General features: G+C 55.3%; 11 protein-coding genes. 7 read left to right on the top strand and 4 right to left on the bottom strand.

The window, feature by feature from the left end; translation table 11 throughout:
• Positions 1-289 precede the first annotated feature (289 nt).
• The gene (locus MXM41_RS00770; RefSeq protein WP_325929310.1) at positions 290-1,198 is read right to left on the bottom strand and encodes a LysR family transcriptional regulator; all 909 of its coding nucleotides are present in this window, start codon (positions 1,196-1,198) and stop codon (positions 290-292) included.
• A gap of 174 nt (positions 1,199-1,372) precedes the next feature.
• Between MXM41_RS00770 and MXM41_RS00765 the strand changes: the two genes are divergently transcribed.
• From MXM41_RS00765 to uspE, 6 genes are all read left to right on the top strand, one after another.
• Positions 1,373-2,683, top strand: coding sequence for a M20 family metallo-hydrolase (locus MXM41_RS00765; protein WP_325929309.1), 1,311 nt, complete (start codon positions 1,373-1,375; stop codon positions 2,681-2,683).
• Complete coding sequence (locus MXM41_RS00760) at positions 2,683-4,128, top strand: M20 family metallopeptidase (RefSeq protein ID WP_325929308.1); 1,446 nt, start codon at positions 2,683-2,685, stop codon at positions 4,126-4,128. Before MXM41_RS00765 ends, MXM41_RS00760 begins: the two co-directional genes overlap by 1 nt.
• Before the next feature lie 46 nt (positions 4,129-4,174).
• Positions 4,175-5,701: a p-aminobenzoyl-glutamate transporter gene (gene abgT, locus MXM41_RS00755; RefSeq protein WP_325929307.1), complete on the top strand. Its 1,527-nt coding sequence runs from the start codon at positions 4,175-4,177 to the stop codon at positions 5,699-5,701.
• Between the two features lie 10 nt (positions 5,702-5,711).
• Entirely contained in the window at positions 5,712-6,227 is a 516-nt protein-coding gene (gene ogt / locus MXM41_RS00750) for a methylated-DNA--[protein]-cysteine S-methyltransferase (protein WP_325929306.1), read from the top strand.
• Positions 6,228-6,409: 182 nt separating this feature from the next.
• A complete protein-coding gene (gene fnr / locus MXM41_RS00745; RefSeq protein WP_325929305.1) occupies positions 6,410-7,162 on the top strand; it encodes a fumarate/nitrate reduction transcriptional regulator Fnr in 753 nt (250 codons plus the stop codon).
• Between the two features lie 138 nt (positions 7,163-7,300).
• Positions 7,301-8,251 (top strand): universal stress protein UspE, encoded by a 951-nt coding sequence (uspE, locus tag MXM41_RS00740; protein WP_325929304.1) that lies wholly within the window; start codon positions 7,301-7,303, stop codon positions 8,249-8,251.
• Positions 8,252-8,283: 32 nt separating this feature from the next.
• Here the strand turns inward: uspE and MXM41_RS00735 are convergent, their stop codons facing one another.
• The 3 genes from MXM41_RS00735 to pntA all read right to left on the bottom strand — a co-directional run bounded on the left by MXM41_RS00735 (position 8,284) and on the right by pntA (position 12,440).
• Complete coding sequence (locus tag MXM41_RS00735) at positions 8,284-9,399, bottom strand: mechanosensitive ion channel family protein (RefSeq protein ID WP_325929303.1); 1,116 nt, start codon at positions 9,397-9,399, stop codon at positions 8,284-8,286.
• A 112-nt stretch (positions 9,400-9,511) separates the two neighbouring features.
• Positions 9,512-10,900, bottom strand: a complete 1,389-nt coding sequence (gene pntB / locus MXM41_RS00730) for a Re/Si-specific NAD(P)(+) transhydrogenase subunit beta (protein ID WP_325929302.1) — start codon at positions 10,898-10,900, stop codon at positions 9,512-9,514.
• Positions 10,901-10,910: 10 nt separating this feature from the next.
• Positions 10,911-12,440, bottom strand: coding sequence for a Re/Si-specific NAD(P)(+) transhydrogenase subunit alpha (gene pntA, locus MXM41_RS00725; RefSeq protein ID WP_325929301.1), 1,530 nt, complete (start codon positions 12,438-12,440; stop codon positions 10,911-10,913).
• Positions 12,441-12,976: 536 nt separating this feature from the next.
• Between pntA and ydgH the strand changes: the two genes are divergently transcribed.
• Positions 12,977-13,930 carry a DUF1471 family protein YdgH gene (gene ydgH, locus MXM41_RS00720; protein WP_325929300.1) on the top strand — a complete coding sequence of 318 codons (954 nt, stop codon included), beginning with the start codon at positions 12,977-12,979 and terminating at the stop codon, positions 13,928-13,930.
• Positions 13,931-13,948 lie beyond the last annotated feature (18 nt).

The raw sequence follows: 13,948 nt of genomic DNA, 5'->3' as shown, positions 1-13,948 counted from the left end.
ACCGGCGTGGTGTCCGGCCAGGTTTTAAAAAAAGAATAATAAATACAGTTATTTTAATTTTTAATTGAAGCGGCCTTAAGTTTATTTTTATTAATGTTTAACTTTATGACTTAGGTTAAACTTTTAAAAAAACCAGGCGCTTTCTTATCTGTATTGTCATTAAAAAATGATATAGATAAAGGTATCTGCACAATGGAAACAATAAGCAGAGTCGCATGTGGAGCAATGCTGTGTGTACTGTGGGGTCTGTTGGATGTCGACAGGCTCCATTTTTTTATCCTGAATCTGGCTAAGAAATAACCTGCCGGACGTGGCGTCTGAATTGTGTGATTAATGATGCCGTTAATGGTGTCTGCCGGGAGTCTCTTCTTTGAATAAGGTAATAAGTCGCTTTTGGTAAAGGCTCCTTGACCGGGATCATAACCAGGCGTTGCGCCAGTAGCGGGTCACAGCCTAACTCCTGCGGCAAAATGCTAAGAAAATCACTGTGTGCCACCAGGCTGATGCTTGACGAAAACGTTTCACACACCACGCCAATACGCGGGGTTTGTTCGCGGTGGGAAAACATCTCTTCCAGCTGTTTATAATAACTGCCGCGCGGCGTTGGCATCGTCCAGCTGTATTTCAGTAGCTCATTAATAGATTTAGCGCCCGTTGCCGGATGGCCTTCCCGACAAAATATCGCAAAGGGTTTCTCAAACAATTTTTCGAACGTAAATTCATGGTCATAGGGCCCCTGATAATAGGTATTTATCGTGAAATCGAGTTCGCCCTGGCGTAATTCATTTATCATCGAAACTAATTGCCCTTCCATAATCCTCACTTTGACCTGTGGATGTTGCTGATGGAAGCGGGTAATAACCGCGGGCATTAACATGCGGGCGATACTGGCGCCCATACCAATATTAATCTGCCCGGCCTGCTGACCCTGCCGCTGACGAATATCATCCTGGGCGCTGCGTAGCTCTTCGAGGATCAGACTGGCATGCTGATAAAAACTCTCTCCGCATTCGGTGAGGGTTACCCCTTTGCTGCGCCGGATAAAGAGCTGCGCCGCGATCCCCTCCTCCAGCTCTTTGATAGATTTGGTTAACGCCGGCTGCGACAGGTTCAGTACCCGGCTGGCCCCGCGAATGCTCCCCTGTTTTGCCACTTCCACGAACGCCCGCAGCTGATGAAATTTTACCTGAAATGTCATGTCGGCACCGATAACCGTTGTTTATCAGAGAAAAGAAACTGCCATCTACTGTAATGGAATTGATTGTGCCAGGGTAAGCCACGAACGGTTAAATCTGTGAAAAAACGGTTAGTGATAAGTAAAAACTATCACAGTGTGAAGCAGTTCACATATTCTTATGATACAGGAAACGATATGCATACACTGGCGCAGGATCTGAAGGCCCTCTTCCCGCAACTCATCGCGTGGCGACGCGATTTTCACCATTTTGCCGAATCCGGATGGGTAGAGTTCCGCACCGCGGCTAAGGTCGCAGAGATACTGGATCGGCTGGGCTACGACCTGGCGATGGGCCGCGATGTTGTCGATGCCGGCAGCCGGATGGGTCTGCCTGACGACGCCACCCTGGCCCAGGCCTTTGCCCGCGCACGTCAGCAAGGCGCGCCTGAAAAATGGCTAAGCGCCTTCGAAGGCGGTTTCACCGGTATTGTCGCCACGCTGCACACGGGCCGCCCCGGGCCGACTCTCGCTTTTCGCGTGGACATGGACGCGCTGGATCTGGACGAAGCCCGCGACAACGACCATCTTCCCTCCAGGGAAGGTTTTGCCTCCTGTAACGACGGCATGATGCACGCCTGTGCCCACGACGGGCACACCACCATTGGCCTCGGGCTGGCGCATCTGCTGATGCAGTACCGCGAGCAGCTGAACGGCACCATAAAACTTATCTTCCAGCCTGCTGAAGAGGGCACCCGCGGCGCGCGGGCGATGGTTGCGGCAGGCGCGCTGGACGGCGTGGACTATTTTACCGCCATCCATATCGGCACCGGCGTGCCTGCAGGCACTGTAATCTGCGGCAGCGATAACTTTATGGCCACCACCAAATTCGATGTCCGCTTCACCGGCGTGGCGGCGCACGCCGGCGGCAAACCCGAAGAGGGACGCAACGCCCTGCTGGCCGCCGCCCAGGCCGCGATCGGCCTGCACAGTATCGCCCCGCACAGTGAAGGCGCGTCACGGGTTAACGTCGGCGTGATGCAGGCGGGCAGCGGGCGCAACGTAGTGCCAGCCAGCGCCCTGCTGAAGGTGGAGACGCGTGGCGAGAGCGAAGCCATTAATCAATACGTGTTCGAACGTGCAAAAGGGGTAATTGACGGCGCGGCGGCGATGCATGGCGTTCGCAGCGAACTCAGGCTGATGGGTGCGGCCACCTCCAGCGCGCCGTCCCCGGCGTGGGTGAGCTATTTACGTGAACAGGCGCTACAGGTTTCCGGCGTTGAGCAGGCCATCGATAAAGTGAAAGCCCCTGCGGGCTCTGAGGACGCCACCCTGATGATGGCGCGGGTCCAGCAAAACGGCGGGCTCGCCTCCTATATGGTGTTTGGCACCACCCTCAGCGCCGGGCATCACAATGAAAAATTCGATTTCGATGAGACGGTGATGCCGGTTGCCATCGAAACCCTGGCGCGTACCGCGCTGAACTTCCCGTGGACGCGAGGTGTGTGATGCAGTCAATTTACCCTTTTGTTGAAGATGCTATCGACACCCGCGCTCAGCTCTTTACCGCCATTGCCGATGAGATCTGGGATCACCCTGAGACCCGTTTTGAAGAGTTCTGGTCTGCCGAACGGCTGGCCAGCGCCCTCGAACAGGCGGGCTTTACCCTTACCCGCGAGGCCGGAGGCGTGCCGAATGCCTTTATAGCCAGTTACGGCGAGGGCAAACCTGTTATCGCCCTGCTCGGAGAATACGATGCTCTGGCGGGGTTGAGCCAGCAGGCGTACTGCGCCACCCCGCAAAGCGACACCCCGGGGGCAAACGGCCACGGTTGCGGGCATAACCTGCTCGGCACCGCCGGGCTGGCGGGCGCCGTGGCGGTGAAAAGCTGGCTGGAGCAGCACGGTGGCAGCGGCACGGTGCGATTTTATGGCTGCCCGGGTGAAGAAGGTGGCTCGGGGAAAACCTTTATGGTGCGCGAAGGGCTGTTTGATGACGTAGATGCGGCTGTCACCTGGCATCCTGAAGCCTTCGCCGGAATGTTCAACGTCAGCACGCTGGCCAATATTCAGGCTGCATGGCGCTTTCACGGCACCGCGGCCCATGCGGCGAACTCCCCGCACCTCGGGCGCAGCGCGCTGGATGCCGTCACGCTGATGACCACCGGCACCAATTTCCTCAATGAACACATCATTGAGAAAGCCCGGGTCCATTACGCCATCACCGATACCGGAGGGATCTCACCGAACGTGGTGCAGGCACAGGCGGAAGTGCTGTATCTGATCCGTGCCCCGGAAATGGCCGACGCGCAGCAGATCTACGAGCGAATCGAAAAGATTGCCCAGGGGGCGGCACTGATGACCGAAACCATCGTTGAGCGGCGCTTCGATAAGGCCTGTTCCAGCTACCTGCCTAACCGCACGCTGGAGGCCGTCATGTACCGCGCCGTTCAGCATTACGGCACCCCGGCGTGGAGTGACGAGGAGCGCGCCTTCGCCGCGGAGATCCGCGCCACCCTGAGCGACAACGATCTGCAAAACAGCCTGAAAAATATCGCCGCGACCGGCGGTGAAGAGGGCAAGCATTTTGCCCGCCGCCATCAGCAGACCCTGCTGATGGATGAGGTGGCCCCTTATGCCATCACCGACAACGTGCTGGCAGGCTCCACCGACGTGGGCGATGTCAGCTGGAAAACGCCGGTCGCCCAGTGCTTCAGCCCCTGCTTTACCGTGGGTACACCGCTGCATACCTGGCAGCTGGTGGCGCAGGGCCGAACCTCCATCGCCCATAAAGGCATGCTGCTGGCAGGCAAAGTCATGGGTGCAACCGTCCTGGCGCTACTGCAGGACCCTGAACTGCTTGCGGCCTGCCGGGAGGAGTTTAACCAGCAGCTGAACGAAAAACCGTATCACTGTCCCATTCCAGAAAAAGTGACGCCGTCACCTTTAAAATAATAAAACAAAACAACAACATAACAACACAACACCCCGAGGAACGCCCATGAGTATGTCATCCATACCTTCGCATTCCCCATCCGGCAAGCTTTATGGTTGGGTTGAAAGGGTTGGCAATAAAGTGCCGCATCCTTTCCTGCTTTTTGTCTGGTTGATTGTAATTTTGATGGTCGCAACCGCTGTGCTGTCAGCCTTTAATGTCAGCGCCCGCAATCCGGCAGACGGCAGCATGGTGGCGGTGAAAAACCTGCTGAGCCTCGAAGGTCTGCACTGGTTTTTACCGAATGTGATTAAAAACTTCAGCGGTTTTGCCCCACTTGGGGCGATCCTGGCCCTGGTGCTGGGCGCGGGTCTGGCCGAACGTTCAGGCCTGTTGCCTGCGCTGATGGTCAAAATGGCGTCCCACGTTAGCGCGCGATACGCCAGCTATATGGTGCTGTTTATCGCCTTCTTTAGCCATATTTCGTCAGACGCCGCGCTGGTGATAATGCCGCCAATGGGGGCGCTGATCTTCCTGGCGGTGGGACGGCATCCGGTTGCGGGTCTGCTGGCGGCCATCGCAGGTGTGGGCTGTGGTTTTACCGCTAACCTGCTGATCGTCACCACCGACGTGTTGCTCTCGGGCATCAGTACCGAAGCGGCAAAATCCATTGATGCCGCTATGCACGTCAGCGTGATTGACAACTGGTACTTTATGGCCAGCTCTGTGGTTGTGCTGACCCTGGTTGGCGGGCTTATCACCGATAAAATCGTCGAGCCGCGTCTCGGCAAATGGCAGGGTAGCAGCGATGAGAAGCTGGATGCATTATCGCCGGAGCAGCGTCGCGGGCTGCGCGTGGCCGGGGTGGTGTCGCTGCTGTTTATTGCCGCCATTGCGCTGATGGTGGTGCCGGAGAACGGCATCCTGCGCGATCCGGTGCAGCATACCGTCCTGCCTTCGCCGTTTATCAAAGGCATTGTGCCACTGATCATCCTTTTCTTCTTTGTGGTCTCGCTGGCCTACGGGATTGCGACCGGGAAAGTGCGCCGTCAGGGCGATCTGCCTCAGCTGATGATTGAGCCGATGAAGGAGATGGCCGGGTTTATCGTGATGGTGTTCCCGCTGGCGCAGTTTGTTGCCATGTTTAACTGGAGCAACATGGGCAAGTTTATGGCGGTAGGGTTGACCGATATCCTGGAAAGTGCCGGGCTGAGCGGTGTGCCTGCGTTCGTTGGCCTGGCCCTGCTGTCGTCTTTGCTGTGTATGTTTATCGCCAGCGGCTCTGCTATCTGGTCGATCCTCGCCCCTATCTTCGTGCCGATGTTTATGCTGCTCGGATTCCACCCGGCGTTCGCGCAGATCCTGTTCCGCGTGGCCGACTCGTCGGTGATCCCGCTGGCGCCGGTGTCGCCGTTTGTACCTTTGTTTTTAGGCTTCCTGCAGCGCTATAAGCCCGAGGCGAAACTGGGTACCTACTATTCGCTGGTGCTGCCGTATCCGCTTATCTTTTTAGGGGTATGGTTGCTGATGCTGGTGGCGTGGTATCTTGTCGGCCTGCCTATTTGGCCCGGGATCTACCCGCGACTGAACTAAGGACCATCACATGCTGAGATTACTCGAAGACAAAATTGCGACGCCCCTCGGGCCGCTGTGGGTGATTGCCGATGAGCAATTTAACCTCCGTGCCGTCGAGTGGGAAGAGCATAGCAACCGGATGGTGGAGCTGCTCAACATCCACTACCGTACCCAGGGCTACGAGCGCATCAGCGCCAGCAATCCGGGCGGGCTTAGCGATAAACTCGCGGCCTGGTTCGAGGGCGATCTCAGTATTATTGATAGCCTGCCTACCGCCACGGCGGGCACTCCTTTCCAGCGTGAAGTGTGGCAGGCGTTGCGATCCATCCCCTGCGGGCAGGTGATGCACTATGGGCAGCTGGCAGAACAGCTTGGCCGCCCCGGTGCGGCGCGTGCCGTGGGTGCGGCAAACGGCTCCAATCCGGTGAGTATTGTGGTGCCCTGCCACCGTGTCATCGGGCGTAACGGCACCCTCACCGGCTATGCTGGCGGGGTGCAGCGTAAGGAGTGGTTACTGCGTCATGAAGGCTATTTGCTGCTGTAATTCCAGGCTTTTAGTGCTTAATATTCCTTAAGTTAGATGAAATGCCCTCAGCCAAGTTGTGGAATTTCAAGAAGATGCTGGCACATCCGCGCTTCTTGTCCTTATTGATGGTTTACCAGGCTTACGCAGGGTCAAAAAAGATGTTAAAATTGACCAATATCAATTAAGGCTTGAGCATACCTATGATCCCGGAAAAGCGAATTATTCGACGCATTCAGTCTGGCGGTTGTGCTATCCATTGCCAGGACTGCAGCATCAGCCAGCTCTGTATCCCGTTTACCCTGAATGAGCACGAGCTTGATCAGCTTGATAATATCATCGAGCGTAAAAAGCCGATTCAAAAAGGGCAGACGCTGTTTAAAGCGGGAGACGAACTGAAGTCATTGTACGCTATCCGCTCTGGCACCATTAAAAGCTATACCATCACCGAACAGGGCGACGAGCAGATCACCGGCTTCCACCTGGCGGGCGATCTGGTTGGCTTTGACGCCATTGGCACCGGTATCCACCCGAGCTTCGCGCAGGCACTGGAAACCTCAATGGTTTGCGAAATCCCGTTTGAGACCCTGGACGATCTGTCGGGCAAAATGCCTAACCTGCGCCAGCAGATGATGCGTCTGATGAGCGGTGAGATTAAAGGCGATCAGGACATGATTCTGCTGCTTTCCAAAAAGAATGCAGAAGAGCGCCTGGCCGCGTTTATCTATAACCTCTCCCGCCGTTTTGCCGAGCGCGGTTTCTCGCCACGTGAGTTCCGTCTGACCATGACCCGTGGCGATATCGGTAACTACCTGGGCCTGACCGTTGAAACCATCAGCCGTCTGCTGGGTCGTTTCCAGAAAAGCGGCATGCTGGCGGTGAAAGGCAAGTACATCACCATCGAGAACGGTGAAGCGCTGGCGGTGCTGGCGGGCCACTCGCGTAACGTTGCATAAATTCATCTGACTTCTGTCTGCCAGGTCGGTAATTTTACTGATTTATTGATCTGGCAAAACTTCCCCCCCTGTTTCATTCCAGATATATAGGTTACTCTTTTACTTACAGACTGTGGTGACAGTAGTAAGGAGACCTGTATGGCAAAGTATCAAAACATGCTGGTGGCCATCGATCCTAATCAGGACGATCAACCGGCGTTACGACGAGCTGTCTATTTACATCAACGGATTGGTGGCAGAATCAAAGCGTTTCTGCCGATATATGACTTTTCTTACGAAATGACCACCCTTCTGTCGCCTGACGAACGCACCGCTATGCGTCAGGGAGTGATCAGCCAGCGTACGGCATGGATCCGCGAACAGGCAAAATTCTATCTTGATGCCGGTGTACCCATCGAGATTAAAGTGGTGTGGCATAACCGCCCGTTTGAAGCCATCATCCAGGAAGTGGTGAGCGGAGAACACGATTTGCTGCTGAAAATGACCCACCAGCACGACAAGCTTGAGGCGGTGATTTTCACCCCGACCGACTGGCATCTGCTGCGTAAGTGCCCGTGCCCGGTGTGGATGGTCAAAGACCAGCCGTGGCCCGAAGGCGGTAAAGCGGTGGTGGCGGTTAATCTCGCCAGCGAAGAGAACTACCACAACGCCCTGAACGAGAAGCTGGTTAAAGAGACACTCTACCTCGCCGAGCAGGTTAACCATACCGAAGTCCATCTCGTTGGCGCCTACCCGATTACCCCCATTAATATTGCCATTGAACTCCCGGAATTCGATCCTACCGTCTATAACGACGCCATCCGCGGCCAGCATCTGCTGGCAATGAAAGCGCTGCGGCAAAGATTCGGTATCGATGAAAAGCTGACCCACGTTGAAAAAGGGCTGCCGGAAGAGGTGATCCCGGACCTGTCAGAGCATCTGCAGGCCGGTATCGTGGTGTTAGGCACCATTGGCCGCACCGGTCTTTCAGCCGCCTTCCTGGGTAACACTGCCGAACAGGTGATCGACCATCTGCGCTGTGATCTGCTGGTGATCAAGCCCGATCAGTATCAGACCCCGGTTGAACTCGACGACGACGAAGACGATTAACACAAAAAGCCCGCCGTAATGGCGGGCTTTTTTTAGCTCTCGGTGACGGGCTGCGACGAGGGTTGTACCCCCTCGCCCTCTTTCATCCACGGTGCATGCAGCACCATGCTTGGCAGGGCCAGTTTTACCCCCTCCTCATTCAGACTCTCCAGAATACGGATGTTGATCTCCTGCTGGATGTCCATGTACTTGTTGTAATCCGCAGTGTTGACGATATGCACCACTTCAAACGTGAGCCTGTCCTTATCAAAGCCCAGTAAATGCGCACGATCGAAGCGTGTTTCGCCAATGTCGGTGATGATTTGTTTCACGTTATCGCCAATCACGCGCAGCTTTTCCGGCGGAGTGTCGCTGGCCACGCCAAAGGTAAAGACGATACGGCGCGTCTGCATACGCTTATAGTTATGCAGCGTTTGCTGAAGCAGGATCGCATTGCCGCAGACAATCTGTTCCCCGCTGAGGCTGCGGATACGGGTGGTCTTCAGGCCAATGTGCTCCACCGTCCCGGCAACATCGTTAAACACCACAAAATCACCAATTTCAAAGGGCTTGTCGAACCCAATTGAGAGCGAGGCGAAGACGTCGCTGAGAATGGTCTGTACGGCCAGGGCGATAGCGATACCCCCTACCCCAAGGCTGGCTACCAGAGCAGTGATATTGACGCCCGCATTGGCAAGAATAGACAGCAGCATCACTGACCAGACAATCGCCCGCAGAATCAGGCCGGTGATCACCAGGGTAACCGGGTTTTTATGACTGCCCGGCGCCAGCATAACGTGCCGCAGCCAGGAGACTACCCCCTGATCCATCCACAGTGCCATCTGAATGGCAAACACCAGGAACCACGCATGGCTCAGGGTACCGAACAGACGATCGGGGAGATCGATAAACCGCAGGCTGAACAGAAAGGCGACCACGAACAGCAGAAATCTGCTGGTTCTGTTCAGCATCTCGGTGAGGATTATTTGCATCCTGTTGGTCGTAGGGTGCTTATCGCCCCAGCTGGTTATGCCTTTATGGACAAAGGTGATCAGACGCTTCAGGAGCCAGTAAACCAGCAGGGTCACGACCACTACGGTGGCAAAACCGATCCAGAAAGTGGGGGTCATCATGAGCGCCAAAATATCGAAGTGCGACAAAAACCGCATTATCTCTCCTCCCTTTACACAAAGGTAAAAGTATAGACAGATGGCATAGACTGGCAGCAGAAATAGGAAAACCGCCCTGGAGGGCGGTTTATTTGAGAGAGAGCAGACGGGATTACAGCGCTTTCAGAATCGCATCCACGCTGGCTTTGGCATCGCCAAACAGCATGTGGGTGTTTTCTTTGAAGAACAGCGGGTTCTGCACGCCAGCGTAACCGGTGTTCATGGAGCGTTTGAAGACGATAACGTTCTGCGCCTTCCACACTTCCAGAACCGGCATGCCGGCAATTGGGCTCTTCGGATCGTCCTGCGCAGCCGGGTTAACGGTGTCGTTGGCGCCGATGACCAGCACGGTATCGGTGTCGGCGAAGTCGTCGTTGATCTCATCCATCTCAAGTACGATGTCGTAAGGCACCTTCGCTTCTGCCAGCAGCACGTTCATATGGCCCGGCAGACGCCCGGCAACCGGGTGAATACCAAAGCGCACCTTGATGCCACGGGCACGCAGACGTTCGGTGATTTCTGCAACCGGGTACTGCGCCTGCGCAACCGCCATGCCGTAGCCCGGAGTGATGATCACCGAGTGCGAGTTTTTCAGCATGTCGGCAGTGTCTTCGGCACTGATTTCACGATGCTCACCCACTTCTTCGTCACCGTCGGAAACTTGTCCGTCGGTACCAAAGCCCCCGGCAATGACGCTAATGAACGAGCGGTTCATCGCCTTACACATGATGTAGGAGAGGATCGCACCGCTGGAGCCCACCAGCGCACCGGTGACGATCAGCAGGTCGTTGCTCAGCATAAAGCCCGCCGCTGCCGCAGCCCAACCGGAGTAGGAGTTAAGCATAGAGACCACCACCGGCATGTCTGCGCCACCGATGGAGGCCACAAGGTGCCAGCCAAACGCCAGGGCGATGATGGTCATCACCAGCAGCGCCAGTACCTGCATACCTACGCTATCGGTACGCACGAACACTACCATCAGCAGAAATGACACCACCAGTGCGGCCAGGTTCAGCTTGTGACGATTTGGCAGCATCAGCGGTTTAGAGGAGATCTTACCGCGCAGTTTGCCGAACGCCACGATGGAGCCGGTAAAGGTCACCGCACCGATGAAGATGCCGAGGAACACTTCGGTCAGGTGGATATTAACCAGAATCGGTTCCATCCCCGGCTCGTGATACAGGTAGCTGTTGAAGCCAACCAGCACCGCTGCCAGACCCACGAAACTGTGCAGGATTGCCACCAGCTCCGGCATTTCGGTCATCTCTACGCGCTTAGCGAGACGGATACCAATGGCGCCACCGATGATCATCGCCACCAGGATCCACGCAACGTTGCCGGTGTCCGGCCCGAAAATCGTGGCAATCAGCGCAATCGCCATCCCGGCGATACCAAAGTTGTTACCCTGCTGCGACGTTTCATGTTTTGAAAGCCCCGCGAGGCTGAAAATAAACAGGACCGCGGCAACAATGTATGCAGCGGTAACTAATCCTCCAGACATAGGTTACCCCTTATCCCTTACGAAACATTTTCAGCATGCGCTGAGTCACGGTGAAACCACCGAAAATATTGATACTGGCGATCAGTACCGCGATAAAGCTGAGGAAGCTGATCCAGCCGCCGTGACCAATCTGCAACAATGCCCCGACCACGATGATCCCGGAGATGGCGTTAGTCACCGACATCAGCGGCGTGTGCAGCGCATGGGAAACGTTCCAGACCACGTAGTAACCCACCACGCAAGAGAGCGCAAAGACCGTGAAGTGGCCGAGGAACTCCTTCGGCGCAACGTCTGCCAGCCAGCCAAACAGAATAATCGCCAGCGCCATAAAGGCGTATTTACGCCACGGCGAGGCGGGTTTTTCCGGCTCTTTCGGTGCCGGTGCGGCTTTGGCGGCCGCCTGCGGCTGCGCGGAAACCTGAATGGGCGGTGCCGGCCAGGTGATTTCACCCTCGCGAACCACAGTGACGCCCCGCACTACCACGTCCTCGAAATCAACGGTGATATTGCCGTCTTTCTCTTTGCACAGCAGCTTCAGCAGGTTGACCAGGTTGGTGCCATAGAGCTGAGATGACTGGGTCGGCAGACGACCCGGCAGATCGGTATAACCGATCACTTTTACGCCATTGGCGGTGGTGGTTACCACGCCCGGGACGGTGTATTCGCAGTTGCCGCCGTTTTGCGCGGCAAGATCGACAATCACGCTGCCGGCCTTCATGGAGTCGACCATTTCACAGGTAATCAGCTTCGGTGCCGGTTTGCCCGGAATCAACGCGGTGGTGACAATAATGTCCACCTCTTTCGCCTGCGCAGCGAACAGCGCCATTTCGGCTTTGATAAATGCCTCGGACATTACCTTCGCGTAGCCGTCGCCGCTGCCGGCTTCTTCTTTGAAGTCCAGTTCAAGGAACTCGGCGCCCATACTCTGCACCTGCTCCTTCACTTCCGGACGGGTATCAAAAGCACGAACGATGGCGCCCAGACTGTTCGCCGCGCCAATGGCGGCAAGACCGGCAACGCCTGCGCCAATCACCATCACTTTGGCTGGCGGGACTTTACCCGCGGCGGTGATCTGCCCGGTAAAGAAACGACCAAACTCATGCGCCGCCTCAACGATGGCGCGGTAACCCGCAATATTCGCCATTGAGCTCAGGGCATCCAGCGACTGCGCACGCGAAATACGCGGCACGGAGTCCATTGCCATCACGGTGACGCCACGCGCCGCCAGCTTCTCCATCAGCTCCGGGTTCTGGGCTGGCCAGACAAAGCTCACCAGCGTGGTGCCCGGGTTCAGCAGCGCGATTTCTTCCTCTTCTGGTGCATTTACCTTCAGAATCACGTCCGAATGCCAGACGTTTGCGCCGTCTACAATCTCTGCGCCTGTCTGAACAAACGCCTCGTCATCGAAACTTGCCAGCTTGCCTGCGCCGCTTTCAACCGCGACGGTAAAACCCAGTTTAAGCAGCTGTTCCACCGTTTTTGGTGTCGCCGCTACGCGGGTTTCATTGGCAAACCGTTCTTTTGGTACCCCAATACGCATAGTAATCCCTTCCATCGGTTTTTGATGATGGTTTGTCGAACATTCATCACGGGTATTCGAGAACAGTGACATGTCATAACGTGCCACTAACGAATACCCGCAGAAAATAAAACAGTAACAAACTTTCTATAACCTACTGAAAATACCGCCTGTGATCCACAGCAAGAAAACACTATTTATGCTTTTAACTGTCAAAAATAAGCTATCGGCATCTCTGACAGGCATATCTGCCTTTATTTCTTCGCCAGGGCCGATGTTTAGCTCAGTCGAAGCGGGAAAAACACGATATAGCGCCAGCAAGAAACAACTTATTAACATTAAATCAACTTGTGAAAGTCATATGCTTTATTAGTTTTACTGGTCAAACGCGTGTTTTTTCAACATATCACTAAATGTTATGGAAATTGACTGCCGCCCCCGTGTTGTCCGCAAAAAATGGCGCAGACAGCAGAGGGTGTTAAATGCAATAATCGTCAACGTTTTCAAATTAACAACTACACCAGTAACTGGTTTGCGTAAGGCGAAGGATTATTTTTATGAAGCTTAAGAACACTCTCCTGGCGTCCGCACTCCTTTCTGCGACCGCCCTGTCTGCCAATGCGGCGACAGAGTTAACGCCGGAGCAAGCGGCAGCAACGAAACCTTACGACCGCGTTATGATCGTAGGTCGTTTTAACGCAATTGGCGATGCGGTTGCCGCCGCATCGAAACGTGCCGACAAAGAAGGCGCCGCCGCATTTTATGTGGTTGATAACTCAGACTACGGCGACAGCGGCAACCAGCGCGTGATCGTGGCCCTGTATAAAGAAAATGCGCCTGAAGCTGAAGAGCAGAAAAATCGCGTTATCAATGGCGTGGTAGAACTGCCAAAAGACCAGGCCGTTCTGCTTGAGCCTTATGACACCGTCACCATTCAGGGTTTCTACCGCAGCCAGCCAGAAGTGAACGAAGCCATCACCAAAGCCGCGAAAGCAAAAGGGGCTTACTCCTTCTATATCGTTCGTCAGATCGATGCTAACCAGGGCGGTAACCAGCGTATCACCGCGTTTATCTATAAAGCGGACGCTAAAAAACGTATTGTTCAGAGCCCGGATGCTATTCCGGCTGACTCGGATGCAGGCCGCACCGCTATCGCGAAAGGCGGCGAAGAAGCGAAGAAAGTTGAAATTCCGGGCGTGGCGACCACCGCTGCAGCAGGCGCCAGCGTTGCCGGTGTGGGCCGTTTCTTCGAAACCCAGTCCACTAAAGGTGGCCGTTACAGCGTGACGCTGAACGACGGTACGAAGATTGAAGAGCTGAACAACGCCACAGCCGCGCAAATGGTGCCGTTTGACAGCATCAAGTTCACCGGTAACTACGCCAATATGACCGAAGTCTCCCATCAGGTGGCGAAGCGTGCGGCGAAGAAAGGCGCTAAGTATTACCACATCACCCGCCAGTGGCAGGAGCGTGGTAATAATATGACCATCAGCGCCGACCTGTACAAATAAGTTAATAGTTTCACCCAG

Source organism: Leclercia adecarboxylata (genome assembly GCF_035787115.1).
Classification (GTDB): domain Bacteria; phylum Pseudomonadota; class Gammaproteobacteria; order Enterobacterales; family Enterobacteriaceae; genus Enterobacter; species Enterobacter adecarboxylatus_E.
Note: the sequence above shows the minus strand (reverse complement) of the source record. Positions and strands in the feature narration are given on the sequence as shown.